25 protein-coding genes and 1 pseudogene are annotated in these 26,767 nt (G+C 72.1%); 15 read left to right on the top strand and 11 right to left on the bottom strand.

Annotated features, from left to right (window positions below):
- Nucleotides 1-33 precede the first annotated feature (33 nt).
- The 10 genes and pseudogenes from AC3IPY_RS07240 to AC3IPY_RS07285 form a co-directional block, all read left to right on the top strand.
- The gene (locus tag AC3IPY_RS07240; RefSeq protein ID WP_489187696.1) at nucleotides 34-1,035 is read left to right on the top strand and encodes an ABC transporter permease; all 1,002 of its coding nucleotides are present in this window, start codon (nucleotides 34-36) and stop codon (nucleotides 1,033-1,035) included.
- Nucleotides 1,035-2,081, top strand: coding sequence for an ABC transporter ATP-binding protein (locus tag AC3IPY_RS07245; RefSeq protein ID WP_489187697.1), 1,047 nt, complete (start codon nucleotides 1,035-1,037; stop codon nucleotides 2,079-2,081). Before AC3IPY_RS07240 ends, AC3IPY_RS07245 begins: the two co-directional genes overlap by 1 nt.
- Entirely contained in the window at nucleotides 2,078-3,112 is a 1,035-nt protein-coding gene (locus tag AC3IPY_RS07250; protein WP_489187699.1) for an ABC transporter ATP-binding protein, read from the top strand. The genes AC3IPY_RS07245 and AC3IPY_RS07250 overlap by 4 nt, the downstream gene beginning before the upstream one ends.
- Nucleotides 3,099-4,310, top strand: coding sequence for an amidohydrolase family protein (locus AC3IPY_RS07255; protein WP_489187700.1), 1,212 nt, complete (start codon nucleotides 3,099-3,101; stop codon nucleotides 4,308-4,310). The genes AC3IPY_RS07250 and AC3IPY_RS07255 overlap by 14 nt, the downstream gene beginning before the upstream one ends.
- On the top strand, nucleotides 4,285-5,550 hold the full coding sequence (locus AC3IPY_RS07260) for an MFS transporter (protein ID WP_489187701.1): 1,266 nt from the start codon (nucleotides 4,285-4,287) through the stop codon (nucleotides 5,548-5,550). The genes AC3IPY_RS07255 and AC3IPY_RS07260 overlap by 26 nt, the downstream gene beginning before the upstream one ends.
- 9 nt (nucleotides 5,551-5,559) lie before the next feature.
- Entirely contained in the window at nucleotides 5,560-6,372 is an 813-nt protein-coding gene (locus AC3IPY_RS07265) for a GNAT family N-acetyltransferase (protein ID WP_489187702.1), read from the top strand.
- Between the two features lie 32 nt (nucleotides 6,373-6,404).
- A complete protein-coding gene (locus tag AC3IPY_RS07270; RefSeq protein WP_489187703.1) occupies nucleotides 6,405-8,105 on the top strand; it encodes an ABC-F family ATP-binding cassette domain-containing protein in 1,701 nt (566 codons plus the stop codon).
- Nucleotides 8,106-8,262: 157 nt separating this feature from the next.
- The gene (locus tag AC3IPY_RS07275) at nucleotides 8,263-8,808 is read left to right on the top strand and encodes an RBBP9/YdeN family alpha/beta hydrolase (protein WP_489187704.1); all 546 of its coding nucleotides are present in this window, start codon (nucleotides 8,263-8,265) and stop codon (nucleotides 8,806-8,808) included.
- Nucleotides 8,809-8,855: 47 nt separating this feature from the next.
- A complete protein-coding gene (locus AC3IPY_RS07280; RefSeq protein WP_489187705.1) occupies nucleotides 8,856-9,179 on the top strand; it encodes a PNPOx family protein in 324 nt (107 codons plus the stop codon).
- A 157-nt stretch (nucleotides 9,180-9,336) separates the two neighbouring features.
- Nucleotides 9,337-9,708, top strand: a pseudogene (locus AC3IPY_RS07285) (maleylpyruvate isomerase N-terminal domain-containing protein); the annotation flags it as partial.
- Nucleotides 9,709-9,921: 213 nt separating this feature from the next.
- Here AC3IPY_RS07285 and AC3IPY_RS07290 read toward each other — a convergent pair.
- Nucleotides 9,922-10,680: a hypothetical protein gene (locus tag AC3IPY_RS07290; protein WP_489188446.1), complete on the bottom strand. Its 759-nt coding sequence runs from the start codon at nucleotides 10,678-10,680 to the stop codon at nucleotides 9,922-9,924.
- A 101-nt stretch (nucleotides 10,681-10,781) separates the two neighbouring features.
- Here AC3IPY_RS07290 and AC3IPY_RS07295 point away from each other — a divergent pair, with 101 nt between their 5' ends.
- Complete coding sequence (locus AC3IPY_RS07295) at nucleotides 10,782-11,645, top strand: DNA-formamidopyrimidine glycosylase family protein (RefSeq protein ID WP_489187706.1); 864 nt, start codon at nucleotides 10,782-10,784, stop codon at nucleotides 11,643-11,645.
- A gap of 42 nt (nucleotides 11,646-11,687) precedes the next feature.
- Here AC3IPY_RS07295 and AC3IPY_RS07300 read toward each other — a convergent pair whose 3' ends face one another.
- Nucleotides 11,688-11,906, bottom strand: a complete 219-nt coding sequence (locus AC3IPY_RS07300; protein ID WP_489187708.1) for a hypothetical protein — start codon at nucleotides 11,904-11,906, stop codon at nucleotides 11,688-11,690.
- Between the two features lie 180 nt (nucleotides 11,907-12,086).
- A complete protein-coding gene (locus tag AC3IPY_RS07305) occupies nucleotides 12,087-12,452 on the bottom strand; it encodes a DUF4180 domain-containing protein (RefSeq protein WP_489187709.1) in 366 nt (121 codons plus the stop codon).
- A 115-nt stretch (nucleotides 12,453-12,567) separates the two neighbouring features.
- Here AC3IPY_RS07305 and AC3IPY_RS07310 point away from each other — a divergent pair, with 115 nt between their 5' ends.
- Nucleotides 12,568-13,476 (top strand): Fpg/Nei family DNA glycosylase, encoded by a 909-nt coding sequence (locus tag AC3IPY_RS07310; RefSeq protein WP_489187710.1) that lies wholly within the window; start codon nucleotides 12,568-12,570, stop codon nucleotides 13,474-13,476.
- Nucleotides 13,477-13,539: 63 nt separating this feature from the next.
- A complete protein-coding gene (locus AC3IPY_RS07315) occupies nucleotides 13,540-14,127 on the top strand; it encodes a GNAT family N-acetyltransferase (RefSeq protein WP_489187711.1) in 588 nt (195 codons plus the stop codon).
- Between the two features lie 60 nt (nucleotides 14,128-14,187).
- Here AC3IPY_RS07315 and AC3IPY_RS07320 read toward each other — a convergent pair whose 3' ends face one another.
- Entirely contained in the window at nucleotides 14,188-15,444 is a 1,257-nt protein-coding gene (locus AC3IPY_RS07320; protein WP_489187712.1) for a phosphotransferase, read from the bottom strand.
- Nucleotides 15,445-15,453: 9 nt separating this feature from the next.
- Nucleotides 15,454-17,367 (bottom strand): anthranilate synthase family protein, encoded by a 1,914-nt coding sequence (locus AC3IPY_RS07325; RefSeq protein WP_489187713.1) that lies wholly within the window; start codon nucleotides 17,365-17,367, stop codon nucleotides 15,454-15,456.
- A gap of 162 nt (nucleotides 17,368-17,529) precedes the next feature.
- Between AC3IPY_RS07325 and AC3IPY_RS07330 the strand changes: the two genes are divergently transcribed.
- Nucleotides 17,530-18,348 carry a putative protein N(5)-glutamine methyltransferase gene (locus tag AC3IPY_RS07330; RefSeq protein WP_489187714.1) on the top strand — a complete coding sequence of 273 codons (819 nt, stop codon included), beginning with the start codon at nucleotides 17,530-17,532 and terminating at the stop codon, nucleotides 18,346-18,348.
- Here the strand turns inward: AC3IPY_RS07330 and AC3IPY_RS07335 are convergent.
- Nucleotides 18,341-18,988, bottom strand: coding sequence for a phosphoribosyltransferase (locus tag AC3IPY_RS07335; RefSeq protein ID WP_489187716.1), 648 nt, complete (start codon nucleotides 18,986-18,988; stop codon nucleotides 18,341-18,343). The two genes, AC3IPY_RS07330 and AC3IPY_RS07335, sit on opposite strands and share 8 nt — an antisense overlap.
- Nucleotides 18,989-19,304: 316 nt before the next feature.
- Between AC3IPY_RS07335 and AC3IPY_RS07340 the strand changes: the two genes are divergently transcribed.
- Nucleotides 19,305-21,140, top strand: a complete 1,836-nt coding sequence (locus AC3IPY_RS07340) for a VWA domain-containing protein (RefSeq protein ID WP_489187718.1) — start codon at nucleotides 19,305-19,307, stop codon at nucleotides 21,138-21,140.
- An 87-nt stretch (nucleotides 21,141-21,227) separates the two neighbouring features.
- Here AC3IPY_RS07340 and AC3IPY_RS07345 read toward each other — a convergent pair whose 3' ends face one another.
- The 5 genes from AC3IPY_RS07345 to nadB all read right to left on the bottom strand — a co-directional run bounded on the left by AC3IPY_RS07345 (nucleotide 21,228) and on the right by nadB (nucleotide 26,766).
- Complete coding sequence (locus tag AC3IPY_RS07345; RefSeq protein WP_489187720.1) at nucleotides 21,228-22,799, bottom strand: MDR family MFS transporter; 1,572 nt, start codon at nucleotides 22,797-22,799, stop codon at nucleotides 21,228-21,230.
- Between the two features lie 154 nt (nucleotides 22,800-22,953).
- A complete protein-coding gene (locus AC3IPY_RS07350) occupies nucleotides 22,954-23,130 on the bottom strand; it encodes a hypothetical protein (protein WP_489187722.1) in 177 nt (58 codons plus the stop codon).
- Nucleotides 23,127-24,272: a cysteine desulfurase family protein gene (locus AC3IPY_RS07355; protein ID WP_489187723.1), complete on the bottom strand. Its 1,146-nt coding sequence runs from the start codon at nucleotides 24,270-24,272 to the stop codon at nucleotides 23,127-23,129. The genes AC3IPY_RS07350 and AC3IPY_RS07355 overlap by 4 nt, the downstream gene beginning before the upstream one ends.
- On the bottom strand, nucleotides 24,269-25,165 hold the full coding sequence (gene nadC / locus AC3IPY_RS07360) for a carboxylating nicotinate-nucleotide diphosphorylase (protein ID WP_489187724.1): 897 nt from the start codon (nucleotides 25,163-25,165) through the stop codon (nucleotides 24,269-24,271). The genes AC3IPY_RS07355 and nadC overlap by 4 nt, the downstream gene beginning before the upstream one ends.
- Nucleotides 25,162-26,766 carry an L-aspartate oxidase gene (gene nadB / locus AC3IPY_RS07365; protein ID WP_489187725.1) on the bottom strand — a complete coding sequence of 535 codons (1,605 nt, stop codon included), beginning with the start codon at nucleotides 26,764-26,766 and terminating at the stop codon, nucleotides 25,162-25,164. Before nadB ends, nadC begins: the two co-directional genes overlap by 4 nt.
- Between the last annotated feature and the right edge of the window lies 1 nt (nucleotide 26,767).

Raw genomic sequence — 26,767 nt, forward strand, 5'->3', positions numbered from 1 at the left:
CCCCGATCGGTCGGCCCCCGCACAGGCCCAGCAATGCTCGGATTCCTCCTTCGCAGGTCGCTCGCGCTCGTCGCCCTGCTCATCGTCGTCAGCTTCGTGACGTTCGCCCTCTTCCAGGTGGGGCCGGCCGATCCCGCCGCCGCGGCCTGCGGCCAGGAGTGCACGCCCGAGCGCATCGCCGAGGCGCGCGTCGCGCTCGGCATGGATCAGCCGTTCTTCGTGCAGTACTTCACCTACATCAGCGGCTTCTTCGGGGACCGCATGATCGGAGCCCCGGGGGCGGAGCAGCTCTGCAGCTGGCCGTGCCTCGGCAAGTCGTTCCAGACCAATGAGAGCGTCACCGACGTCATCGTCAGGGCCCTGCCGTACACGCTCTCGATCGCCGTCGGGGCGGTCGTGCTCTGGACGCTGTTCGGGGTGGGGTTCGGACTCCTCGCGGCGCTGCGGAAGGGACGGCCGATCGACAAGATGATCGTCGGAGCGGCGTCGGTCGGCGTCTCGCTCCCGGTGCCGGTCACCGGATTGCTCCTCCTCCTCGTCTTCGTGAGCGGACTGCGCGTCCTTCCGTTCACGAGCAACACGATCGCCTCGCCGTTCGGCCCCGCCGGACCGGGTGCCTGGTTCGCGAACTACCTCCTGCCGTGGGTCGCGCTCGCGGTGCTCTTCAGCGCCCAGTACGTGCGCATCACCCGCAACAACATGATCGAGACGTTCGGCGAGGACTTCATGCGGACCGCGAGGGCGAAGGGACTCCGCCCCCGTGGCATCACCTTCACCCATGGCGTGCGCGCGGGCCTCACGCCGATCGTGACGATGCTCGGCCTGGACATCGGGGCGCTGCTCGGCGGTGCGGTGCTCACCGAGCAGATCTTCTCGGTTCCCGGCCTCGGCTTCACGGCGGTCCGAGCCGCGACATCCGGAGACCTGCCGGTCACGATGGCGATCACGATGCTCGCCGCGTTCTTCATCATCACCGCGAACGTCCTCGTCGACCTCAGCTATGCGGCCGTCGACCCGAGAGTGAGGCTCAACTGATGGGCGAACCGTTCCTCGACATCCGCGACCTGCGCGTCGCCTTCCCGACCGACGACGGCCTCGTCAACGCCGTGAACGGCATGGACCTCAGGCTGGAACGCGGCGAGACCGTCGGCATCGTCGGCGAGTCCGGCTCAGGCAAGACGGTCACGAGCCAGGCGCTCATGGGCCTGCTGAAGGGCACGAGCGCCCGCGTGAGCGGGCAGATCCTCTTCGAGGGCACCGACCTGGTCGCACTCGACGAGGCCGCGATGCGTGCATACCGCGGACGCAAGATCGGCATGATCTTCCAGGATCCGCTCTCGGCGATGCATCCGTTCTACACGGTGGGAAAGCAGATCGCGGAGGCCTACCGGGTGCACAACCGGGTCAGCGCCAAGGCGGCGAAGGCGCAGGCGATCGACATGCTCCACCGCGTCGGCATCCCCGACCCGGTCGGGCGGTACGGTGCCTACCCCCACCAGTTCTCGGGGGGCATGCGGCAGCGGGCGATGATCGCGATGGCGCTCATCTGCGAACCCGAGCTGCTCATCGCCGACGAGCCGACCACAGCACTGGACGTCACCGTCCAGGCTCAGATCCTCGACCTGATCTCCTCGCTGCAGGCCGAGACCGGCTCGGCGGTGATCTTCGTCACCCACGATCTCGGCGTCGTCGCCGAGGTATGCCAGCGCGTCGTCGTCATGTACGGCGGCCAGTGCGTGGAGGAGGCGGGCGTGCACGACGCCTTCTTCGCCACGGCCCACCCCTACACGAAGGGGCTGCTGGCGTCGATGCCGTCGATGGCCGACGAGTCGGGCAGGCTCACGCCGATCCCCGGATACCCGCCCTCGCTGCTCGACCTCCCGGCCGGATGCCTCTTCGAGGCGCGATGCCCGGTCGCCGGACTCGTTCCCGGCGATCGCTGCGCGACCGAGCGCCCCGGCCTCGAGGGCGAGGGCTCGCATCGAGCCCGCTGCCATCTCGTCGAGCCCGCGACGCCGGGCGGGCGCATCGGTGTCGAGCTGTCCCGCCGGACCTCGACCGGAATGGAGGCGATCGCATGACCGAGCCCCTGCTCGCCGTCGAGGGCCTGACCAAGCACTTCGCCGTGAACACCGGGTTCTTGCGCCCGAAGTCGATCGTGAAGGCGGTCGACGGCGTCTCGTTCACGCTCGAGCGCGGATCGACGCTCGGCCTCGTCGGCGAATCCGGCTGCGGCAAGTCGACGACCGGGCGCCTGCTCATGCGCCTGCTCGAGCCGACATCGGGACGCATCCTGCTGGACGGAGCGGATGTCTCGGGGTTGCGCGGCGGCGACCTGCAGCAGTTCCGCCGCCGGGTGCAGATGGTGTTCCAGAATCCCGCGTCGTCGTTGAACCCCCGCCAGAGCGTCGGCGCAGCCATCGCGGCCCCGCTCCTCGCGCAGAAGGTCGTGCCGAAGGAGGGGATGAAGCGTCGTGTCGCCTCGCTGATGGACCGCGTCGGGCTGCGCCCTGAACATTACAATCGGTTCCCGCACGAGTTCTCCGGAGGGCAGAAGCAGCGCGTCGGCATCGCCCGCGCGCTCGCGCTCGAGCCCGACATCGTGGTCTGCGACGAACCCGTCTCGGCGCTCGACGTGTCGGTGCAGGCACAGGTCGTCAACCTGCTGCAGGACATCCAGGCCGACACCGGCATCTCGTACGTGTTCATTGCGCATGACCTCTCGGTCGTCAAGCACTTCGCCGATGACATCGCCGTGATGTACCTCGGGCGGATCCTCGAGCAGGGCAGTCGCGACGAGGTGTTCGGCAGCCCGCGGCATCCGTACACGCAGTCGCTGCTGTCATCGGTCCCGACGCCGGACCCCACTGCCGACCGGAGTGGCCGAATCCGGCTCGTGGGCGACTTGCCGCACCCGTCGGATCCTCCCAGCGGCTGCGTGTTCCGCACGCGCTGCCCCGTATTCCAACGTCTCGACGACGCGGGTCGCGCGACCTGCACCGACCTGGTGCCCGGCGGTGCCGTCGCCTGTCACCACCCCGCTGAGGCGGCTGCGTTCGCAGCCGGCCGGCTCGTTCCATCCGAAAGGACCTTGACCAATGCTCATCCGTGACGTCCGCCCGTGGGGCGGAGCCAGCTCCGATGTCGTCGTGGACGGCGACCGGATCTCCGAGGTCCGGCCGCACGACCCCCACGGCGTCGTCGGGGAGGGCGACCTCGACGGGCGCGGCCGGCTGCTGCTGCCCTCGTTCAGCGACGTGCACGTGCACCTCGACTCGACACGCATCGGCCTGCCGTTCCGCGAGCACACCGGCGCACCCGGGGTCTGGGGCATGATGCTGAACGACCGTCGCAACTGGCGTGATGCCGAGGTCGGACTCGTCGAGCGGGTCGCGGGCACGCTCGAGCAGATGATCGCGAAGGGCACCACCCGCGTGCGTTCCTACGCCCAGGTGGATGTCGACTGCCGTCTCGAGAAGTTCGATGCCGTCATGGCCGCGAAGGAGACGTTCGCCCGACAGGCCGAGGTGCAGGTCATGACGTTCCCGCAGGCCGGAATCCTGCGTGAGGCCGGCACGGTGGAACTGCTCGAGGAATCGCTCAAGCAGGGCGCGGATGTCATGGGCGGCATCGACCCGAGCCAGCTCGACCGCGATCCGGCAAAGCATCTCGACATCGTCTTCGGCCTTGCCGAGAAGTACCAGGTCGAGGTCGACATCCACCTGCACGAACCGGGTGAGCTCGGTGTGTTCAGCACCGAACTCGTGCTCGAACGCACGCGGGCGCTCGGCATGCAGGGCAAGGTCACCATGTCGCACGCGTACGAGCTCGGTGCGGTGTCCGAATCCGTGAGTCGACGCCTCATCGAGGAGTTCGCCGAGCTCGACATCGCCATGGCCACGGTCGCGCCCGCGGCGCGAAACCAGCTCTCCCTGGTCGCGCTCGCCGAGGCGGGCGTCCGCGTCGGCCTCGGCGAGGACGGCCAGCGCGACTACTGGAGCCCGTACGGCAATTGCGACATGCTCGACCGCACCTGGCAGCTGGCGTTCACGAACAACTTCCGGCGCGACGATCACATCGAGCTGGCGCTCGCGGTGGCGACGATGGGCGGGGCGAGCATCATGTCGCACGAGTCACCTCGGGTGGCCGGAGTCGGCGACCGTCCGGGGCTGGGCGCGGGCGACCGGGCCGATCTGCTCGTCGTCGACGGCGAGACGGCGACGAGTGCCGTGATGGACCGTGGCATCGACCGCACCGTCATCCACGACGGGCGCATCGTCGCCGATGGCCTCCGTGTCATCGGGCGCTGAGGGGCGCAGCGGACGAACCACCGGTACCGCCCGGAGCGTCGCCGGCCTGATCGCGGCGCTGCTCGTCGGATTGAACCTCAGGCCGGCGATCACGTCGATCGCGGCGCTGCTCGACGAGACGAGCGCGCATTTCGACCTCACGTCGACCGAGTCGACGCTGCTCGCCACCCTGCCGGTGATCGCCTTCGGCCTCACAGCTCCCGTCGGGCCCTGGTTGGCTCGTCGCGTCGGAGTCTCGCGGGCGCTGGGCGTCGCGATGACAGTGCTCGCCGCGGCGCTCGTCGTGCGGATCACCCTTCCTGTTCCACTGCTGATCGGGACCTTCCTGGCCGGCGCGGCGATCATGACCGCGGGAACGCTGCTGCCGCAGTACCTGAAGATGCTCGGCGCGGGAGGGCTCTGGGTCGGCCTCAGCAGCATGTCGTTCGGCGTCGGCGCAGCGCTCGGCGCGGGTCTGGTCGTGCCGGTGCACGCGCTGTCCGGCGGCAGCGTGCCCGTCGCCCTCGGCGTGTGGGCGTTGCCGGCCGTTGCGGCTGCGATCGCGATGGGGCTGCAGTCGACGCGCACGACCGAAACATCGCCAGGGGTGGGCGCGCGGCGTCTCGCGCTGCCCGTCGGCGGAGGCACGACGATCGCGCTCGTGACCGCCGTGTTCGGCCTCCAGGCGCTGCTGTACTTCGCCGTCACGGCCTGGCTTCCGCAATTCCTCGCGGACCGGGGCGAACCCGCGGCCATGCGCGGGTGGCTGCTCGCGTGGTTCAGCGTCGCGGGATTCGTACCCACCCTCGTGACGCCGATCATCGCACGACAGCCGAGGGTGCTGCGCTGGTACGGACCGAGCCTCGGCGTCGTCGTGGCACTCGGCCTCGGCTGGCTCTACCTCGCGCCGACGAGCCAGTACGTCTGGGCGATCGGAACGCTCGGCGCCGTGCAGAGCGCCGCGTTCGGACTCGCGATCAGCCTGATCGTCGGACTCTCGGCGAACGCGGAATCGGCGGGCGTGGTGTCCGCCATCGGGCAGGGTGCGGGATACGCGATCGCGGGTGCGGGGTCGCTCCTCATCGGCATCGTGCACGAGAGCACCGGCGAATGGGGCGTCGGATTCGCATTCATGGCGACGCTCGCGGCGCTGCTGGCGATCGTCACCGGCTTCGCGATCACCCGCACCCCGGTCGACCTGCTGGCGCCGACGGAGTTCGCGGCGAGCAGAGCGGCGTCGAGTCCGACCGTGCCGGACTAGGGTTGACCGGTGACTGCGAACACTCCGACGATCGGCGACCGCGCGCGCCTGCTGCGGGCCTACGACGACCAATTGCGAACGGATGCCGAGACGCCCAGTGCGATCGCGGTCGATCGCCTCGGGCCGCTGCGGCTCGTGACCTTCGCCGGCGGGCGCGGGTTCGTCACCTACCGCGACCTCGGAGGGGCGGATGCCGCGGGCATCGCGGATCTCGTCGCGGGCGCGGTGGCTCACTATGAGGCCGCGCCCGGCATCACCCGGTTCGAATGGAAGACGCGAGGCCACGATGTCGCGCCCGGCCTGCATGAGGCGCTGCTCGCGCACGGATTCGAGGCGGACGAGCCCGAGTCGATCATGATCGGCGAGACCGCGGGACTCGCAGCCGCGGTGCCCCTGCCCGCCGGAATCGGTCTGCGCCGGATCATCGAGGAGCCCGATGTGCGCGCCATGAGCGCCATGCAGGACGAGGTCTTCGGCGACCCCGTGTCGGAGTCGATGGCCGATGCGATCCTGCGACGCCTCGCCCTCGACGACGGCATGGAGCTCTGGGTCGCCGTGACCGCCGACGGCGAGATCGTCAGCGCCGGGCGGCTCGAGCCGGTCGCGAACACCGACTTCGCCGGCATCTGGGGCGGCGCGACGCGCGAGCGATGGCGTGGCCGCGGCATCTATCGCGCGCTCACCGCGGCGCGTGCGCGATCCGCCCTCGCGCTCGGCAAGACCCTCGTGCACAGTGACTCGACCGAGTTCTCGCGGCCGATCCTCGAGCGATCGGGCCTCGTCAAGGTCTCGACGACGACGCCGTACCTCTGGCGGCGCTGAGGACACCCGTTCGCGCTGAGTAGGGTTGTCCGGTGACTGCAACACTCGTGGCCCAGGGCCTCGCCGGCGGATACGCGCACCGCACCCTCTTCGAGGATCTCGATCTCACGGTCGCGCCCGGCGACGTCGTGGGTGTCGTCGGCGCCAACGGGGCGGGCAAGTCGACGCTGCTCGGCATCCTGGGCGGGGCGATCCCCGCGCTCGCCGGCACGGTGTCGCTCGCGCCGACCGACGCCTTCGTCGGCTGGCTGCCCCAGGAGCACGAACGCGTCGAGGGCGAGACGATCGCACAGTACGTCGCGCGTCGCACCGGGTGCGCCGAGGCATCCGCGCGCCTGGACGCTTCGGCTGCGATGCTCGCGGCCACCGACCTGCCCGAGGGCGTCGACGCCGGCGAGGAGTACTCGGTCGCGCTCGAACGGTGGCTCGCGTCGGGTGCCGCCGACCTCGACGAGCGGCTGCCGGCGGTGCTCGCGGACCTGGGGCTCGCCGTCGGCGCGAGCGGCGGAGCGATCGCCTCCTCGGGTGCCGACGGTGCCGTGATCACGGCCGACTCGCTCATGACGGGCCTCTCGGGGGGTCAGGCCGCCAGGGTCGGACTCGCCGCCCTCATCTGCTCGCGGTTCGACATCGTGCTGCTCGACGAGCCTACGAACGATCTCGACCTCGACGGCCTCGCCCGGCTCGAGGCCTTCGTGGCCGGCCTGCGCGGCGGGGTCGTGCTCGTGAGCCATGACCGCGAGTTCCTCGCCCGCACGGTGACGAAGGTGCTCGAGATCGACCTCGCACAGCACTCGAATCGGGTCTACGGCGGCGGCTACGACGCCTATCTCGAGGAGCGCGAGACGGTGCGCCGGCACGCCCGCGAAGACTACGAGGAGTTCGCCTCGAAGAAGTCCGACCTCGTGGCGCGCGCCCGCGTGCAGCGCGAATGGTCGAGCCAGGGCGTGCGCAACGCCATGAAGAAGTCGCCCGACAACGACAAGATCCGCCGCAAGGCCGCGACCGAGTCGAGCGAGAAGCAGGCGCAGAAGGTGCGCCAGATGGAGAGCCGCATCGCCCGCCTCGACGAGGTCGAGGAGCCGCGCAAGGAGTGGAAGCTCGAGTTCACGATCGGGCAGGCCCCGCGGTCGTCGGCCGTCGTGGCGACGCTCGCCGAGGCATCCGTCACGCGTGGCGACTTCACGCTCGGACCGGTCTCGCTGCAGGTCTCGGGCGGTGACCGCATCGGCATCACCGGGCCCAACGGCGCGGGCAAGTCGACCCTGCTCGGCCTGCTGCTCGGCCGCATCGCGCCCGATGGCGGCCGGGCGAGCCTCGGGTCCTCGGTCGCGATCGGCGAGATCGACCAGGCCAGGTCGCAGCTCGCAGGCGAGACGCCGCTCGCCGACGCGTTCGAGGCGCTCGTGCCCGAGCTGAGCTCGGGCGAGGTGCGCACCCTGCTCGCGAAGTTCGGGCTCCGCGCCGACCACGTGCTGCGCCCCGTCGACGCGCTCTCGCCGGGGGAGCGCACGCGCGCAGGCATGGCGCTGCTGCAGGCGCGCGGCGTCAACGTGCTCGTGCTCGACGAACCCACGAACCACCTCGACCTGCCCGCGATCGAGCAGCTCGAAGACGCACTCGAGAGCTACGAGGGCACCCTCCTGCTCGTCACCCACGATCGACGCATGCTCGAGCACGTGAACCTCGACCGGCGCTGGCACGTCGAGGGCGGTCGCGTCACCGAGGGCTGAGCCGCACGGCGACGCCGGGTCGCCGGGAACGCCGCCCCGCGGCATCCGCTCGCCTCGGTGTCCAGTCGTCTCCGGGGTCGTCGCAACGTCAGGAAATCCGGGGTCACTGGCAGTCACAGACGCTGCCTCGGCCGGCTCGCGTCGGCAGCATGGAGCCATGACGCATCTCATCGTTCCCGGCATCGGCGGCTCAGGGGCCGAGCACTGGCAGACGCAGTGGCAACGGCAGCTGGCCGGCAGCATCCGCATCGCGCCGTCCTCGTGGCACGAACCGCGCCTCGACGACTGGGTCCTCGCGCTCGACGTGGCGAGCGCCGTCGCCGGCCCCGACGCCGTGATCGTCGCGCACAGCATGGGATGCCTCGCCGCCGCCGAGTGGCTCGCCCGCAACCCCGACCGCGCGTCGGTCGTGCTGCTCGTCGCCCCGCCCGACCCCGACGGCGAGCACTACCCCGACGAGGCGTCGGAGTTCGCCCGCATCGGGAGGCATCCGCTCGGGGTGCCCGCGCTCGTGGTGGCGAGCGACGACGACCCCTACGGCAGCGCCGAGTACGCCGCCGCGCTCTCCGAGATCTGGGGTGCGCGCTTCGCGTCGGTCGGGGCCTTCGGGCACCTCAACGCCGCGAGCGGACTCGGCGACTGGGCCGAGGGTCGGCGGCTGCTCGACGAACTCGTCGCGGGCGCGCGCCGCAACGCGGCCTGATCGTCACCGATGCCGGCTCGTCGTGCGCGGTGCGGGAGAATCGACGGATGCCGCACACGACCGCACCCGCAGCCGAGGCGTTCCTCGCGCTCGGCGATTCGCCCTACGTCAGACTCACGACCTTCCGTCGCACCGGAGTCGAGGTGCGCACCCCGGTCTGGACCGTGCGCGACGGCGCGCGGCTGCTCGTCACCACCGTCGCGGTCTCGGGCAAGACGAAGCGCATCGCGCACACGTCGCGGGTTCGGCTCGTGGCATCCGACCGTGTCGGCGTCGTCGACGACGAGGCGGTCGTGTTCGAGGCCGTCGCCCTGGTCGACGACTCGGCCGAGGTGCGGGCCGTGCTCGACGACGCGCTGACGACCAAGTAAGGCGACCGATACCGCGAGATCCGCTCGGCCCGCGAGGCGCGCGACCCCGACTCGCTCTCGACGGCGCTCGTGATCACGCCGTCGTCCTGACCGCGGCTTCTCGCGCCATCCACCGGATCGCCGTCCGGTCATCGGGGCACGGTGGTAGAACGGCGGGATGCACGAGATTCTCGCGTTCCCCGAGCAGCTGCGGCTGATCGACGAACGGTCGGCCGCCTTCCGCGCCGCGGTCGCCGCGGCACCCGGCCTCGACGCTCGGATGCCGACGCACCCCGCACGGACGCTGTTCGATCACGTGCAACACGTGGGCACGGGCCGCCGCAAGGCGGCCGCCATTGTCGCCGCCGGGCCCGCGGACGGCCCGCCGGAGGAGTCCGCCTGGGGAGGCGACAAGGGTGCGCCTCGGGAGCGCGAGGCTCTCCTGGCCTGGTGGGTCGAGTCCGTCGAGCACGTGACGAGCGTGCTGCGCGAGGCGGGTCCGGATCGCCGTTGCTGGACCTGGTGGGCGGACTCGCCGTCGCCGCAGACCTCCGGCGCCTGGGCACGGCGCCAGCTCCACGAGATCGCGGTGCACACCTTCGACGTCCAGCTCGCCTGGGATGCCCCGCAGCCAGTGACCTGGTCCTGTTCTTTTACGGCCGCATTCCACTGGAATCGCTGGAGTTCGAAGGCGACCGTCGTATCTTCGACCGGCTCGCAGCCTGGGACCCGTCCGTGTGACGCCGGCGCCCGGTTCCGCGTCTCAGGCCGTGTCGTCCTCGCACGTCACGTCGGTGATCCAGCTGTACAGGTAGCCGTCTTCGCCGTACACCATCGGCACGCGTTCGAACGACTCGGCGGAGCCGATGAAGCTGACCCGGGTCTCTTCGGGGTAGGAGCTCAGGCTGTCGTCGCTGAGCCCGATCTCGACCTTCAGATCGGTGCAGGCCTGCTCGGGGATCACATCCACCTGCCAGCATCCGCGCTCGTAGATGTCGGAGCAGAGGTCGTCGTAGCGGCCGTCGGCGTAGACCTCGAGGGCGGCCGGGAAGGTGAAGTCGGTCTCCCGGGAGGTCATGCGGTCGGACCAGGCGGTGTCTTGGAAGGCCTCGGTGCGGGGGTCGGGGTCGGCTTCCGAAGCGGCGAGTGCTGACCCGATTCGGTCCAGGGCCATCACGAGGGCGACCGCCCCACCGAGCATCATCGCGATCGTCAGCACGCATGCCAGCACGATGCCGGTGATGGCGCCTCCGCCGAGTCGGGTGCGATCTCGCGGGGGCAGAGCCGTGGCCTCGGGGAAGAGCTCGTGCAGCCCCGGGGACTGTGCTTCTGATTCGATCTCGGCCAGCAGGACGGCGCGCGCCGTCTGCAGCGTGGCGGCCCGCTGCCCCGACCCGGGATCTGCGGGCACCGTTGCCGGCCGCGCCGCGGACTCGCCCGCGAAGGCACGTTCGACGAGGTCGACGGTGAGCGGAGCGTCGGGGAAGATGCGCAGCACCTGGCGTGCGGTGTTCGGGTCCACAGCGAGAGCGTAGCGGGCACGGAGACATCCGGGCGGCCGGTTCGCGACGCGTTTCGCCCAGACCTCTGTCGGAGGTCGGCGGCCTGTGCGAGGCTGGCCGCATGCCCGAGTCACCGGAAGTGCAGGCACTCGCCGAGGAGCTCGACGCCCGCCTGCCAGGCCGCACGCTCACCGGGGTCGATGTCGTCGAGTTCCGCATCGCGAAGACGCGCGCCCGACCGCTCGAGTCGTTGATCGGCGCACGTGTCACTGGCGCGACGCGTCACGGCAAGCTCATCGACCTCGCCTTCGGAGAGGCCGGACACCTCGTCGTCTCGCTGGGCCGGCACGGCTGGGCGCGATGGGGCGGGGCCTCGAGCGATGCGGCATCGGGCACCGCAGGGGCAGGGGTGTCGGCCCCGCCGCCAACGCTCGCGACGCTCGAGTTCGACGACGGCGCCGCGCTCGAGCTCACCGATGCCGGCAACTGGGTCTCGCTCGGAGCCTGGGTCGTCGACGACCCCTCCGAGGTCGCCGCCGTGTCCAAGCTCGGGCCCGATCCCGCGGCGGCCGACTTCTCGCGCGAGCAGTTCGACCACGCCCTCGTCGGGCGTCGCAAGCAGGTCAAGGCCGTGCTGCAGGAGCAGGAGTCGCTGGCCGGCATCGGCAACGCCTACTCCGACGAGATCCTGCACGAGGCGAAGGTCTCGCCCGTCGATCACGCCTCGACGCTCGGCGGCGATGCGCTCGACCGGTTGTTCGACGCGACCGTCGGCGTGATCGGCGCCGCGATCGCCGAGCGGCGCGGCGTGCCCATCGCCCGACTCAAGGCGGCCAAGGTCGATGCGATGCGCGTGCACGGCCGAGCGGGGGAGCCGTGCCCGGTGTGCGGCGACCAGATTCGCGACTTCTCGTTCGCGAGCACGACCGCGCAGTACTGCCCGAGGTGCCAGGCGGGCGGCGAGGTGCTGCCGCTCAAGTCGTGATCGGTGCGAGGTCGCCGTCGACACGGAAGCTGACGATGGCCATCAGGCCGACAGCGGTGCCGCCCGCCCGGCGAGCACACGGCTGATCGCCTCGGGCGCCGCCGTGAACCGGCCAGGCTGCCCCTCGGACGTGAGGTACTGCACGCGGATGCCGCGACCGATGCGGGTCACCTTGGTGACCTCGTAGACGTGGCCGGCGACGTTCACCAGGGTGTCGCCCACCGCGAGGTGGCGGGCCTGCCGCAGCTCGATCGTCTTCATAGTGAGAGGTTCTCACCGACCACCGACATTGCATCGGGATCGCCGGTCCGAGGCATCCGCTCGTCTGCCGGATTCGGAGATTCTGCGACACGCCGTTCGATGCGGGTTCGTGTCGCGGCGTGTCGCCAGAACTCCGAATCGGGCAGACTGAGGCTCGGCGCAGTGAGGCCCGGGCGGCGCTCAAGTCCGCGCGGTCAGCCGCTTCGCCAGTTCCTCGTCGTCGCGCACGAACCAGACCTGGTCGCCGCGGTTGGACTCCCAGACGTAGTCGCGGAGCGCTCCGCTCTCGGCCGTGTACTCCTCGAGGTCGCCGACGACCGCGAGGCGGATGCGGTAGTTCACGAGCTTCTGCGCGAAGGCGCCGGCGAGCCCGGTGCTCAGGTCGAAGAAGGCGGGGTCGAACCGCTCGACCGGAACGGCCGCCGTGGTCGACTCGTGCGACCAGACGCTGCCGATGAGATCGATCGCGTCGTCTTCGCTCGAGATCGGCTCGCCCTCGGCGGGAAGCGCGTACACCTTCGCGAGGCCGTGCTGCTGGTTCGACATGCCTCGACCCTAACCGCGCCGGCCCGGAGGGGGAATACGCCGAGCACCCGACGAAGGCCACGACGTCCCGTTCGACACCCTCGCGAGCGTGGGCGGGTGGTGGCACCATGAAGGCATGCCCGAACTGCCAGAGGTCGACGCGATCGCCGCGTTCCTCCGCGAGCGTGCCGTCGGGCACGCGGTCGCATCGGCCGCGGTCACGGCGATCTCGGCGTTGAAGACGTTCGATCCGCCGCTCTCCGCGCTCGGCGGCGGCACGATCGCCGACGTGGCACGCCACGGCAAGTTCGTCGACCTGAGGGTCGAGGCCGGCACGGGCACCGGCGGCGGCGAGGGCGGCCGCGACGAGGCATCCGCCGTGCATCTCGTCTTCCATCTCGCGCGCGCAGGCTGGCTGCGCTGGTTCGACGAGGTGCCCAAGACCGTGCTGAAGCCGGGCAAGGGGCCGATCGCCCTGCGCGTCAAGCTCGACGACGGCGCCGGTTTCGACCTCACCGAGGCGGGCACCAAGAAGTCGCTCGCCGTCTACGTCGTGCGCGACCCGGCCGACGCGCCGGGCATCGCCCGCCTCGGGCCCGACCCGACCGCCCCAGACTTCACGCTCGCCGACTTCCAGGCCGTGCTCGACGGCCGGCGCACGCAGATCAAGGGCGTGCTCCGCGACCAGTCCGTGTTCGCGGGCATCGGCAACGCCTACTCCGACGAGATCCTGCATGCCGCGCGCATGTCGCCCTACACGCTCGCCGCCAAGCTCACGCCCGAGCAGGTCGAGACGCTGTTCACGGCCCTGCGCGAGACCCTCGCCGAGGCGGTGCAGACGGCGTCGGGCCGCCCGCCCGCCGACCTGAAGGACGCGAAGCGGCGCGGCATGCAGGTGCACGGCCGCACCGGCCAGGCGTGCCCGGTGTGCGGCGACACCGTGCGCGAGGTGCGGTTCGCCGACTCGACGTTCCAGTACTGCCCGACCTGCCAGACCGGCGGCAAGCCGCTCGCCGACCGCGTGCTCTCCAGGCTGCTCAAGTAGTCCGCCGATCGGAGCGAATCGGCTGCCCGGCCGGTGTCGGTGGTCGCTGCAAGACTGCATGCGATGAACGACGAGTACTTCACCGACCGCCTCCTGCTCACCCCGCTCACGCTCGACCACGTCGACGACGTGCACCGCATCTACGGCGACCCCCTCACGTGGCAGCACCTGCCGTCGGGCCGGCACGCCGACCGCGCGCAGTCCGCCGGCGCGATCGAGCGGGCCACGCAGAGCCGGCGCGAGCACGGCTTCGGCATGAACGCGGTCCGGCTCCGCGAGCCCGTCGGTGCGCTCGCCCCCGGCGGTTTCGTCGGCGTCGCCGGGGCGAACATGATGGCGTTCGGTGCGTGGAACCTCGGGTACCGGTTCGCCCCCGAGGCCTGGGGTCACGGTCTCGCCGTCGAGGCGGCCCGGCTCTCGCTGCAGGGGGCACGCGACTCGGCACCCGAGGCACCTGTCACGGCCAGGGTGCTCGCGAACAATCCGGCGTCGATCCGGCTGCTCGAGCGGCTCGACCTCGAGCTCGCGTGGCGCGGCGCATCCTCGGCCGAGCCCGTCGGCGCCGACGACACGACCCACCTCGAACGCCTCGTCTTCGCCGATCGCGCACTCGACGACGAGGTCCTCGAGGCCGTCATCGCGCTCGGCTGACCGTCGGTCTCGATACGGCGCCGGGGCGCCTACTCGACCGGCTGCACGGCGCCGGGGCGCCTATCCGACCGTCGACGACGCGAGCTCGGCTGCCCGCGCGAGCCATTCGGGCGGGTCCGCGCGGTGGTAGACCCGTTCGTCGGGTTCGATGCGGTCGAGAAATCCCTGGTAGATGACCGCCTGACGCAGCGCCGCGACCGGTGCGAGCAGGCTCATCGCCTGCGCGGCATCCGACCCGGGCACCGCCGTCGACCAGGCGCGCACCCAGTGCGCACGCGCGGTCGCGGCATCTTCGACCGACAACCGCGTCGTGAACGCGGCCTCGTCGAGCAGCGGATGCCCGACGCCCGAATCGCCCCAGTCGAGCAGCGTGAGGTCGGCTCCGCTGCCGCGCACGTTGCCCGAGTGGAAGTCGCCGTGCACGAGCGTGTCGGGCAGCCCACAGGCCTCGAGTCGTCGGGCGCGCCCATCGATGCCGGCGAGCAGGCGCTCGGTCGCGGCTCGCTGCGCCGGCTCAAGCCGATCGGCGGATGCCTCGAGCGCCCGTGCTCCCGGGCCTGCGAGTGCCGGCAGACGCCAGTCGGGCAGTCCGAGCTCGAGCAGTCCGGCGATGCCGCCGGCGTCGCTCGAGTCGGCAGGGCCGTTCGCCGCATCGAGCTGGATGTCGATGAGCAGGTCGATCATGGCGGCACGCTGTGCGTCGGTCGCGGCGTAGAGGTCCTCGCCCGGGATCTCGGCGAGCAGCACGATGCCAGGGTCGCGGGCCAACAGTCGCGGCACGGGGTGCCGCGACATCCGCTCGATGATCGCACCCTCGTGCGCGAAGAACGGCGGCACCTGCTTGAGCCAGATCGAGCCGCGGTCGGTCGGCAGCAGCCAGAGGCTCGACAGGTTCCAGCTGCGCACCTGCACGGCAGGCCCGGTCATCTCGATGCCGAGCGCGTCGAGTCTGGCCGCGGCCCAGCGCAGGGCGCGCGCCGGTCCGCCGGGTTCGGCCCACGGCATGCGCAGCGGCTCGGGCGGTTCGGGCGGTTCGGGCGGCGCGGGGGCGGCACCAGCGGCGTCCGTGCCGGCGGGCGGCGCCGCGACCTCGGCGACGTAGCGCACGAGGTCCGGCGTCTCGTCGTCGTGCGGCTCGATCGCGCGCAGGCGCAGCACGGTCACGTCGAGCCCGAGCGTGTCGCGGGCGGCCGCCACGACGGGCCAGACGAACTGCGTCCAGGGCTCGGCCGCCGCGAACCTCTGCGTGGTGCCGAGCAGGTGCCCGTCGGGCAGGCACAGCTCCAGCTCGACCTCGCGCGTGCGCCCGTCACCCATGCCCGAAGGTTAGGGCACGAGTGCGGTCGGTGTCAGCGCGTTCGGTGCCAGCACGCCGTCGACGAGTCGTTCGAGCAGCGCGAGCCCGTCGGGTGAGGTGACCGACTCCAGGTGCCCCTGCACCGAGGCCACGCCGCGGCCCCGCAGCGCGTGCACGACGCCCGTCGCGGCATCCGACGCCACCTCGAGGTCGAGGTCCGGGGTTCTCGTGCCGTCGGGCGCGAGCGCCGAGAACGTGTTGTAGAAGCCGATGGCCGCCGTCTCGCCGAACACGTCGACCGGCAGTTGCACCCCCTGACGCGGCGCCGGCAGCGGCGCGAGCGGCAGCCCCGCGAGGTCGGCGAGCACCTGGTGGCTCAGGCACACGGCGAGCAGCGGTCGCCCGGACGCCAGGCGCGCTGCCACGAGCTCGCGCATGCGGACGATGCGGGGATCGCCGCCGTCGCGCGGGTCGCCGGGGCCCGGGCCGAACACCACGAGGTCGTCGGATGCCTCGTGCGGGGCCTCGTGCCACGGCACCAGTCGCACGTCGAGGCCGAGGTGGCGCAGCTGGTGGGCGAGCATCGTCGTGAAGTCGTCGTTCGCGTCGATCACGAGGGCCGTGGCGCCGCGCCGTCCGTGCGCCCGCTGCGGTGCTCGCCAGAAGGCCGCGAGGTGGTCGTTGCGCCGCGCGAGGAGTGCTTCGTGGCGGTCGTCGTCGGCGGGCGCCGTTGCGCCCATCTCGCCCGACGCACCGGACGCCCTGCCTCCCGAGGCTCGCGGGATCGCGCCGAGCGCCGTGAGCATGCCGGCGGCCTTCGCCCGGGTCTCGGCGACCTCGCCGACGGGGTCGGAGTGCCGCACGAGCGTGGCCCCGACGGGCACGCTCACGCGGCCGTCGCGAAGGTAGGCCGTGCGGATCAGGATGGGCGCGTCGAGGTCGTAGCCGCGCGCGGTCGGCGTGAATCGGGCGAAGACGCCCGCGTAGTACCCGCGCGGCGTCGCCTCGCGGCGGGCGATGACCGTGCAGGCGTTGCCCATGGGCGATCCGGTCACGGTCGGCGCGAACATCGTGCGCCGCAGCACCTCACGCGGGTCGAGGTCGCTGCGCCCCTCGAGCAGGTACTCGGTGTGCGTGAGCCGCGACATCCGCTTCAGGAACGGCCCGCGGATGCGGCCGCCGTCGGGGCAGACCGCGCTCATCATCTTGAGCTCCTCGTCGACGACCATGACGAGCTCCTCGCGTTCCTTCACGTCGTGCAGGAACGCGTGCAGGCGGTCGTCGACGGATACCGCCGCGGCATCCGCCTCGGTCAGCACGTCGTGCCGGAACGTGCCGCTGATCGGGTTCATCGAGACGAGGCCGTCGATCGAGGAGACGTGCCGCTCGGGCGTCGCGCCGACCGCTGCGAGGCCGGGCGTGTGCACCGCGAAGGTCCAGAACGCGCCCTGCTCGTGCTCGAGCAGCGCCCGCAGCCATCCGAGCACCGCGGTCGGGGCCGCGACCTCGGTCGAGCCGACGAACTCGCGCCGGATCACGAAGTTCGCCCCCTCACCGCGGCCGATCTCCTCGTCGATGACGCGCCGCACGAGGTCGGCGTAGTCGTCGTCGCTGACGTCCACGTCGAGATCGCCGACCACGACCGGATGCCGCGGCAGCAGCTCGAGCGCATCGTGAACGGCGACCGACTCGCGCTCGCGCACCACGAGGCACCGGATCGGCGCACCGTCGTCGTGCGCGTCGAAGCCGCGCTCGCGCACCTGCCGGAACGGCACCAGGGCGAGCACCTCCGCGCCCTCGAGCGGGATGTCGGCGAGCAGGTCGACGTCGACGACCTCGCCCACGAGCACGTCGAGCGCCGGTTCGCGCTCCCGGCGGATCACGGCGAACGGCGGCGCATCGGCGCCGGCGGCGACGAGCGAGGAGAGCAGCGGTGCGGTCATGTCGGAATCTCCGGTGGTCGGGCCCTCGGACCGGAGCCTCCGCAGATGCGAAAACGACCGCCCTCGGGCGGTCGTCGTACGTCGAAACGTGGAGTCCGCCTAGGAGGCGGGCCACCAGGTGCAGGTCGACGCGGTCATGCGCACGACTCTAGCATTGCCGTGATGCACACCCCAGAGCCCGATGCCGCCCTCGTCGCCCGGCTGCGCGCGGCCGGCTGCGTCTTCGCCGAGGAGGAGGCCGCGCTCCTCGAGGCCGCGTCCGCCGAGTTCGCGCCCGCAGAGGCCGCCGAAGGGCTCGAGCGCCTCGTCGCGCGTCGCGTCGCCGGCGAGCCGCTCGAACAACTCCTCGGCTGGGCGGAGTTCGGGGGCATCCGTATTCTGCTCGTGCCCGGCGTGTTCGTGCCGCGCCGGCGCACCGAACGGCTCGCCGAGACGGCGACGGGGTTCGCACGCGAGGTCGCGGCATCCGGTCGCGTTCCCGTGGTCGTCGACCTCTGCTGCGGGGCCGGCGCCATCGGCGCGGTGATCGCGGATGCCGCGGGGCCGGTCGATCTGCTCGCCGCCGACCTGGATCCGGCCGCCGTGCTGGCCGCTCGACGCAACCTCGAGCCGCGCCGCGCACGCGTGTTCGGCGGCGACCTGTTCGCCGCACTCCCCACCGACGTGCAGGGCCGCGTCGACGTGCTGGCCGTGAACGCGCCCTACGTGCCGACCGACGAGATCGCGATGATGCCGCCCGAGGCGCGCGACCACGAGGCGCGCATGGCGCTCGACGGCGGAGACGACGGGCTCGACGTGCATCGCCGGGTCGCGGCATCCGCTGCGCTCTGGCTCGCGCCAGGGGGCCGGCTGCTCATCGAGACGAGCCGGCGGCAGGCTCCGACGACCCTCGCCCTCGTCGAGGCCGGGGGACTCGTCGGGAGGGTGGAGACCGACGACGAGCGCGGCGGCACGTTCGTGATCGGCACGCTGCTCAGCTGAGCGCCCGCAGGATCCGCTGCACCTCGGCGTCCGTCGTCTGCCTGAAGTCGACGTAGTGCTGTCCGACCGCCATGAAGAAGGAGGGCGTCAACGGGCACACGATCGCGTCGATCGCGGGCGACGCGGCGAGTTCGGCGAGCGCATCGGGTGCGCCGACGGGCACGGCGAGCACCACGGATGTCGCGCCCGAGGACCTGGCGACGGCGCACGCGACCATCGCCGTCGCCCCGGTCGCGACGCCGTCGTCGACGATGACCACGGTGCGCCCTGCGATCTCGACCGGCGGGGCGCCCTCGCGGAAGCGCGCGACGCGCGCCTCGAGCTCGGCCCGTTCACGTCTCTCGACCGCGGCGAGGTCGCCGTCGCTCACGCCGCCGAACCGGATCACGTCCTCGTTCAGCACCCGTGCGCCGCGTTCGCCGATCGCACCCATGGCCACCTCCGGCTGGTGCGGGAGGCCGAGCTTGCGCACGACGAGCACGTCGAGGGGCGCGTCCAACTCGGTCGCGACCTCGGCGGCGACCGGGACGCCGCCGCGGGGCAGGCCGAGCACGATCGCATCGACCCACGCGCCGCGCTCGCGGAGCGCCTGCGCGAGGCGTCGGCCGGCATCGCGGCGATCCTCGAACGGTCGTTGCATGGCGATTCCCGGTCTACCGCCGTGGAGCGCACGCGTCAAACGGGTTCCGCCGGGGCGGCGGATGCGCTACTTTCGTAAAGAGTCTTTCCCATATCCTCGACCCGCTCGGCCGCACCGGCCGGCAGAAGGAGAACCGCGCCCGCCGCGTCGGGGCCTCGCCCGGCATTCCTGTCGCTTCGGCACAAGCCGAAGCGGCCGTTTTCGCTGCCCGCCGTGCGTAACCTACACTGATCGAATCCTTCCCCCGTACCCGGTGGGAACCCGAACTGAAGGATTCGACGGTGCCTCCCTTGCCACCGTCGGGCTTGGAGTGTCCGTGGGGCGTCACAGCACCGCGCCGGCGAAGAAGCCGAAGCGCGGCCTCATCCTGTCCATCATCGCCGCCGTCGTCGTGGTCGGCGTGGTCGCTTCCGGCGTCTACCTCTGGGTCGGCGGGCACCTCGATCCGTCCACCGCGTCCGCCGACGGTGCCTGCGAGGAGGCGCAGCCCCTGCGCATCGTCGCCGACAGCACCATCGCTCCCGTGCTCACCGAGGTCGCCGCCGAGTTCGATGCCGCGAACGACGGCTGCGTCGCGACCGAGATCACCGCGCAGGACTCGGCCGACACCGCAGCGGTGCTCGCGGCCGGCGGACTCGCCGCCGACGCCTGGGTCCCGCAGTCCGGCGCCTGGGTCGATCGCGCCGCGGCGACCGCGTCGTCGCTCGGGCGCAGCACGCCCGAGACCGCCGTCGGCGAGACGCTCGCCACGACGCCCGTCGTGTTCGCCACGACCGCCGAGGACGCCGCCGCGGTCGCGAGCGAGCCGGTGACCTGGCAGCGCGTGCTCGACGGGACGCTTCCGGCGATCCTCCCCAACCCCGAGGCCTCGTCCGCGAGCCTGGCGAGCCTCGTCGCGCTCGGAGCCCACGCCCCGGCTGAAGACCCGCGACCGCTCGCTTCGGCGATGATCGCCCTCGGCAAGTCGATTCCGGCCTCCACGAGCGCCGCCTTCGGATCCCTCTCCTCGCAGGAGCAGCCGAGCGTCGTCATCACGACCGAGGCGCAGGTCGCCGAGTACAACGACGACGGCCCCTCGCAGACGCTCACGGCCGCCTACCCGAATGACGGAACGGTCGTCGTCGACTACCCGCTCGTGCGCGTCGGCGACGCAGCCGCCGAGGCAGCGGCCGACGAGCCCGCCGGTGACGAGCCGGCGGACTCGACCGAGGAGTCCGGCGATGCCGAGGCGCACGCCGGCGACGGCGTCGTCGACACGGTGTCGTACACGGCCTCGAAGCAGCTCGAGTCGAGCGAGGACGCGACCGCGCCGGCGACCGACGCGCCTTCGGCCAGGGCGAAGTACCTCGACGCGTTCGCGGCGGCGGCTGCGGCCGCGACCGAGCAGCTGAACGCGGTCGGGTTCCGTGGGGCCGACGGCAGCGGCAAGATCGACATCCTCGGCATCGCCCCCGACGGCCCGGCGGCGCAGGCGTTGCCGCTCGATGCGGCCACGCAGCTGACCATGCTGCGCACCTGGGGCGTGCTCACCCTGCGGGCGCGCTACCTCGCGGTCATCGACGTGTCGGGTTCCATGGAGGAGCCCGCCGACAACGGCCTGCGGCGCATCGACATCTTCCAGCAGGCCGCGCAGCAGGCGGTGTCCCGGTTCTCGGGCGAGGTCGACCTCGGCGTGTGGGCGTTCTCCACCCTGCGCGACGGCGACCTCGACTACGAGGAGCTGGCTCCCATCGCGGCGCTCGGCGACGCTGCGCACGCCCAGCAGATCGGCGGCATCATCCAGTCGCTGCCCGAGCGGCTCGGCGGCGCCACGGGGCTGTACGACACCGTGCTCGCCGCGGTGAACCGCGTGCGCGACGGGTACGACCCCGAGAAGGTCAACGCGGTGCTGCTCATCACCGACGGCAAGAACGAGGACGAGAACGGCATCGACCTCGACACGCTCCTCGCGGAGCTGGCCAAGGCCGACGACGGCACGAAGCCCGTGCCCGTGATCATGATCGGCTTCGGACCCGACACCGACCTCGAGGCGATGCAGAAGATCGCCGAGGTCACCAAGGGCGGTGCCTACTCGGCGACCAAGCCCGAAGACCTCGGGACGGTGCTCGTCGACGCGATCTCGCAGCGCAGCTGCCGCCCGAACTGCGGCTGAGGCGACAGGCAACGGCCCGCCGAGCGCTGATGCGCCGGCGGGCCGTTGCGTTTCGGTGCGGATGCCGCACCGGGAACGGTGCGAAGGTCAGTGCGCGAAGGCCGGCCCGTCTTCGCTCTCGGCGGGGCGACGCACGAAGGCGGCGCCGACGATCGAGGTCAGCGACAGGATCGCGCCGATCAGGAACGCAGCGTGGATGCCGGCCGCCTGCGCCGCCTCGGGTGAGGCCGCGAGCGGAGCGGCGGCGACCGTGCCGGCCGTCATGACCGTGACGAAGAGCGCGGTGCCGGCGGCGCCCGCGACCTGCTGCACGGTGCCGATGACCGCGGAGCCGTGCGAGTACAGGTTCGGCTTGACCGACCCGAGGGCCGTCGTGAAGAGCGGCGTGAACATGAACGCGAGACCCGCGGAGAGCGCGATGTGCGCCACGAGCACGAGCCACGGGGAGGTGGTCTCGGACACGAGCGTGAGCGACCACAGCACGGCGCTGACCACGATGGCGCCCGGCACGAGCAGGGGCCGCGGGCCGAGGCGGTCGTAGAGCCGCCCGACGACCGGGCCGAGCAGACCCATGACGAGCCCGCCCGGCAGCATCAACAGGCCGGTGATGAGCGGTTCGAGGTGCAGCACGTTCTGCAGGTAGATCGGCAGCAGGATGATCGTGCCGAACAGCGACGCCATCATCACGATCATGAGGGCCACGGAGATCGCGAAGTTGGCCGACCGGAAGGTGCGCAGGTCGAGCAGCGCCCGGTCGCGACGCTGCAGCACGAGCTGACGCAGCACGAACGCGACGATGCCGGCCGCGCCGACGCCGAGCGAGATCCACATCTGGGTGGGCGTCGCACTGCCGGAGGCCTCGCCGCCGATGAGGCTCAGGCCGTACACGAGCCCGCCGAAGCCGATCGCCGACAGCACGACCGAGAAGACGTCGATCGGCGACTTCTTCGGCTCGGTGACGTTCTCGACCCGGCGGATGCCGATGATGAGCATGACGAGCGCGATGGGCAGCACGAACCAGAACATGAAGCGCCACGACAGGTACGTGAGGATCACGCCCGACAGCGTGGGGCCGATGGCCGGCGCGACCGAGATCACGGTCGAGACGCGGCCCATGAACCGGCCGCGGTCGGATGCCGCCACGAGTTCCATCAGGGTCGTCATGAGCAGCGGCATCATGATCGCCGTGCCCGTCGCCTGCACGACGCGGGCGCCGAGCAGCACCTCGAAGCCGGGGGCGAGCGCCGCGAGCAGCGTGCCGGTTGAGAACAGCGTCATGGCCGCGATGAAGAGCTGCCTGGTGGTGAAGCGCTGCAGCAGGAACCCGGTGATCGGGATGACGACGGCCATCGTCAGCATGAACGCGGTGGTGAGCCACTGCGCAGCCGAGATCGTGATGCCGAGGTCGACCACGAGGTGCGGAATGGCCACGCCCATGATCGTCTCGTTGAGGATGACGACGAAGGTCGCGGCGAGCAGCAGCCAGATGACGCGCGAGTTGCGGGCGCCGTGCAGCGCCTCGGCATCGGTGTGGAGGTGATGGTCGGGCGAGGTCGCGGATGCGGCATCGCCGGCTGGGCCGGTCGTGCGGTCGGGGCCGCGGAGGTCGGGACCCGTGAGGTCGGGACCCGCAAGGTCGGGAAGGGCGCGTTCGGTCACGGTGCGGTTCCTATCGGCTTCGGTGGTGTGCGCTCCGTTGCGCCCGGATGAAGGCGACAACCAGCCGACGGCGGGCTCGTATTCCCGAATCGGGCGAAGGATCGGAACGTATGGAAATCAGGCGGGCGGGCGCAGCCGCCGGTCGGCGCGTGGCCTACGGCGCGGGCGCAGGCCCGTCGGTCGGGGTCGGCGTGGGCAGCCAGCCCTCGAGCAGCGACTCTTCGGGGGCGAGTTCGTCTTCGAGGCGCTCGTTCTCGAGGCGCTGCTCGGCGGTCTCTTCCGTCTCGTCGGCTGCGGCTGCGTCGTGCTCGGGAGCGTTCGAATCGGTCATGGTTCCACGATAGCCCGCACCGCCGACACGGCCCGGACGACGGATGCCGCCGCCTGCGCGATCTCCTCGTCGGTCGTCGTCGGCCCGAGCGTGAAGCGCACCGCGGTCTGCGCGAGGTCGGCCGGGACGCCGATCGCGGTGAGCACATGCGACGGCTCGGTGCTGCCGGCGGCGCAGGCCGAGCCGCTCGAGCAGGTGACGCCCTGCCGGTCGAGTTCGAGCAGCACGGCCTCGCCCGAGGTGCCGGGGAAGACGAACGAGACCGTCGATGCGAGGCGGTGATCGGGGTCGCCCGTGAGGCGGGCGCCGTCGACCCCGTCGAGGATGCGCCGGGTGAGCTCGCGGCCCTGCCTGGCGGCCCGCTCCGAGGCATCCGCTCGCTCGAGTTCGGCGAGCCGCAATGCCGTGGCGAACGCGACGGCGCCGGCGACGTTCTCGGTGCCCGAGCGGCGCCCGCGCTCCTGCCCGCCGCCGTGCAGCACTGGCTCGAGGCCGACGCGTCCGCGCGCGACGAGCGCACCGGTGCCCTTCGGTGCGCCGACCTTGTGGCCGGCGAGCGACATCGCGTCGACGCCGAGCCGGGTGAGATCGAGGTCCAGGTGCCCGGCGGCCTGCACGGCGTCGGTGTGCATGAGGGCGCCGGCCTCGTGCGCGATCGCGGCGAGCTCGGCGATCGGCTGGATCGTGCCGATCTCGTTGTTCACGAGTTGCACCGACACGAGTGCGGTGTCGGGCGTGATCACGGCGGCGAGCGCTTCGGGCCGAACGATGCCGGCCTCGTCGACGGCGACCTCGATCGCCGTGAACCCGTGCAGCCTCGCCAGGTACTCGGCCGACTCGAGCACCGCCTCGTGCTCGATCGGCGAGACGACGATGCTCCGTCCGCGCGGGCGGGCGAGCGCGATGCCCTTGATCGCGAGGTTGTCGGCCTCGGTGCCGCCGCTCGTGAACACGACCTCGCCGAGGCGGCAGCCGACCACCGCGGCCACCTCGCCGCGCGCCCATGCCAGGGCGCGCGCCGCCTCGTCGCCGAGCTCGTGCCGGCTCGACGGGTTGCCGAAGGACCCCGTGAGGTAGGGCCACATCGCCTCGATCGCCTCGCGGCGAACGGGCGTGGTCGCCGCGTGGTCGAGGTAGATCACGGATGCCCCGGGGTCCGGGCATCGTCGGGACCGCCGGCGAGCTCGATCTCGACGTCGAGCCCGAGGTCGAGCGCGCGCGCCGAATGCGTGAGCGCTCCGACCGAGATGACGTCGACGCCGGTCGCGGCGATCGCGGCCACCGTGTCGAGGTTGACGCCGCCGGACGCCTCGACGACGGCCCGACCGTCGATGCGGCGCACGCCCTCGCGCAGGTCGACGGTCGTGAAGTTGTCGAGCATGATCGTGTCGGCCCCGCCCGCGAGCACGGCGTCGAGCTGGTCGAGCCGGTCGATCTCGACCTCGAGGTGCGCGGTGTGCGGCATGCGCTCGCGTGTGGAGCGCAGCGCCGACGCGAGGTCGACGCCGCCCGCGGTGAGCACGGCGAGGTGGTTGTCCTTCGCCATGACCGCGTCCGACAGCGAGCGCCGGTGGTTGCGCCCGCCGCCGTCGCGCACGGCCTGCCGTTCGAGGCTGCGCAACCCGGGAGTGGTCTTGCGCGTGTCGACGATGCGCGCGCCGGTGCCGGCGACGGCCGCCACGTATCGAGCGGTGAGCGTCGCGACGCCCGACATGCGCTGCAACAGGTTGAGCGCGACGCGCTCGCCGGTCAGGATGCCCCGTGCCGGGCCGTGCACGCGGGCGAGCACGTCGCCCGCCTCGAACGGGTCGCCACCGGCGGCGAGGCGCTCGACCTCGATCGACGGGTCCACGAGCCGGAACGCCGCCGCGAACACCTCGAGCCCGCTGAGCACGCCCGGCTCACGGGCGACGAGGGCGGCCGTGGCCGTGGCATCCACCGGGATGAGCGTCTCGGAGGTGAGGTCGCCCCACGGCGCGTCTTCGTCGAGGGCGGCGGTCACGATGCGATCGATCTCGCGGCGGTCGGTGCTCATGCTGCCTCCTCGGCATCGGCGAACTCGTGGGGGAGCGGCGTCGAGTCGGGCGCGGTCGACGCCGACGGCATGCGCCGGGTCGCGGCATCCGCTCGCAGACCGTCCGCTCGGAAGTGGGCGCCGACGCTCTCGCGGCGGGCTGCTGCGGCGGCGACGGTGAGCCGGGCGAGGTCGAGCAGGTTGCGGTCTTCAGCGGTGCGGCGGTCGCGGGGCTCGGGCGCGACCCATGCGTCGAGCCGGACGGATGCCTCGGCGAGGCCGCCGGCCGTGCGCTCGAGTCCGACGTGCTCCCACATGAGGGCCTGCAGCGCCTCGCGGGTGTACGCGGATTCGGAGATGTGATCGGACGCGCCGTCGGGTGCCGGGGTGGGTGCGGGGCGTCGGGCCGAGACGCCGAATCCGGCGGCATCGGCGTCGATCGCCCGTGCCGCCCGGTCGGCGAACACGGCCGCCTCGAGGAGCGAGTTCGAGGCGAGCCGGTTGGCGCCGTGCACGCCCGTGCGCGCGGTCTCGCCGACGGCGAAGAGGCCGGGCAGGCTCGTGCGTCCGTCGAGGTCGGTGACGACGCCGCCCATCGCGTAATGCGCGGCGGGCGTCACGGGCACGGGCTCGACGGCCCAGTCGTATCCGGCGTCGCGACAGGCCTCGCCGAGGCTCGGGAAGCGTCGGTCGAGCAGGTCGCGCCCGAGCGCCGTGGCGTCGAGCGTCACCGGCACGCCGCCCTGCTCGAGGCTGCGGCGCCAGACGGCACGGGCCACGACGTCGCGGGGGGCGAGTTCGCCCCGCGGGTCGACCTCCGTCATGAAGCGGAGACCGTCGGCGTCGCGCAGCACCGCACCCTCGCCGCGCACCGCCTCGGAGATGAGCGGGGTACCGGGAGCCGCGAGCGCCGTCGGGTGGAACTGCACGAACTCGAGGTCGGCGACCTCGGCGCCCGCCCGCCACGCCGCGGCGACGCCGTCTCCGGTCGCGACGTCGGGGTTCGTCGTATGCGCGAAGAGCTGCCCCGCACCGCCGGTCGCGAGCGCGATCGCGTCGGCGTGCACGTCGAACAGGTCGCCGGATGCCGCGAGCAGGCGTGCACCCGTCACGCGGACGCCGTCGTGGTCGCCGCGGGCGCCGGCGCCCTCCTCGACGAGCAGGTCGACGAGCATCGTCTGCTCGTGGATGCGCACGGCGCGCCGGCGCACCGTCGCGACGAGGGCGTGCTCGATCGCGGCGCCGGTGGCGTCGCCGCCCGCGTGCAGGATGCGCGCGCGGGAATGCGCGGCCTCGAGGCCGCGCTCGAGGCCGGAGTCGCCGTGGTCGAACGCGACGCCGAAGCGGATGAGGTCGCGCACGCGCGCGGGCCCCTCATCGCAGAGCACGCGCACCGCGGCGGGATCGCAGAGGCCCGCGCCGGCCTCGAGCGTGTCGTCGTAGTGCCGCTCGGCGGAGTCGTCGGGGAACAGCGCCGCGGCGATGCCGCCCTGCGCGTGGCGGGTGTTGCCGTCGGCGAGCTCGGCCTTCGTGACGAGCTCGACGTCATGGCCGGCATCGGCCGCCCGCACCGCGGTCCAGAGGCCGGCGATGCCGCCGCCCACCACGAGCACGCGCGTCATG

It is taken from the genome of Agromyces sp. GL_144 (assembly GCF_057834305.1).

What these genes read in the sequence shown, in the direction of transcription:
- AC3IPY_RS07240 (WP_489187696.1), top strand. Translation starts at nt 34, where the DNA reads ATGCTCGGATTCCTCCTTCGCAGGTCGCTCGCGCTCGTCGCCCTGCTC.
- AC3IPY_RS07245 (WP_489187697.1), top strand. Translation starts at nt 1,035, where the DNA reads ATGGGCGAACCGTTCCTCGACATCCGCGACCTGCGCGTCGCCTTCCCG.
- AC3IPY_RS07250 (WP_489187699.1), top strand. Translation starts at nt 2,078, where the DNA reads ATGACCGAGCCCCTGCTCGCCGTCGAGGGCCTGACCAAGCACTTCGCC.
- AC3IPY_RS07255 (WP_489187700.1), top strand. Translation starts at nt 3,099, where the DNA reads ATGCTCATCCGTGACGTCCGCCCGTGGGGCGGAGCCAGCTCCGATGTC.
- AC3IPY_RS07260 (WP_489187701.1), top strand. Translation starts at nt 4,285, where the DNA reads ATGGCCTCCGTGTCATCGGGCGCTGAGGGGCGCAGCGGACGAACCACC.
- AC3IPY_RS07275 (WP_489187704.1), top strand. Translation starts at nt 8,263, where the DNA reads ATGACGCATCTCATCGTTCCCGGCATCGGCGGCTCAGGGGCCGAGCAC.
- AC3IPY_RS07280 (WP_489187705.1), top strand. Translation starts at nt 8,856, where the DNA reads ATGCCGCACACGACCGCACCCGCAGCCGAGGCGTTCCTCGCGCTCGGC.
- AC3IPY_RS07295 (WP_489187706.1), top strand. Translation starts at nt 10,782, where the DNA reads ATGCCCGAGTCACCGGAAGTGCAGGCACTCGCCGAGGAGCTCGACGCC.
- AC3IPY_RS07300 (WP_489187708.1), bottom strand. Translation starts at nt 11,906, where the DNA reads ATGAAGACGATCGAGCTGCGGCAGGCCCGCCACCTCGCGGTGGGCGAC.
- AC3IPY_RS07305 (WP_489187709.1), bottom strand. Translation starts at nt 12,452, where the DNA reads ATGTCGAACCAGCAGCACGGCCTCGCGAAGGTGTACGCGCTTCCCGCC.
- AC3IPY_RS07310 (WP_489187710.1), top strand. Translation starts at nt 12,568, where the DNA reads ATGCCCGAACTGCCAGAGGTCGACGCGATCGCCGCGTTCCTCCGCGAG.
- AC3IPY_RS07315 (WP_489187711.1), top strand. Translation starts at nt 13,540, where the DNA reads ATGAACGACGAGTACTTCACCGACCGCCTCCTGCTCACCCCGCTCACG.
- AC3IPY_RS07320 (WP_489187712.1), bottom strand. Translation starts at nt 15,444, where the DNA reads ATGGGTGACGGGCGCACGCGCGAGGTCGAGCTGGAGCTGTGCCTGCCC.
- AC3IPY_RS07325 (WP_489187713.1), bottom strand. Translation starts at nt 17,367, where the DNA reads ATGACCGCACCGCTGCTCTCCTCGCTCGTCGCCGCCGGCGCCGATGCG.
- AC3IPY_RS07330 (WP_489187714.1), top strand. Translation starts at nt 17,530, where the DNA reads ATGCACACCCCAGAGCCCGATGCCGCCCTCGTCGCCCGGCTGCGCGCG.
- AC3IPY_RS07335 (WP_489187716.1), bottom strand. Translation starts at nt 18,988, where the DNA reads ATGCAACGACCGTTCGAGGATCGCCGCGATGCCGGCCGACGCCTCGCG.
- AC3IPY_RS07350 (WP_489187722.1), bottom strand. Translation starts at nt 23,130, where the DNA reads ATGACCGATTCGAACGCTCCCGAGCACGACGCAGCCGCAGCCGACGAG.
- nadC (WP_489187724.1), bottom strand. Translation starts at nt 25,165, where the DNA reads ATGAGCACCGACCGCCGCGAGATCGATCGCATCGTGACCGCCGCCCTC.
- nadB (WP_489187725.1), bottom strand. Translation starts at nt 26,766, where the DNA reads ATGACGCGCGTGCTCGTGGTGGGCGGCGGCATCGCCGGCCTCTGGACC.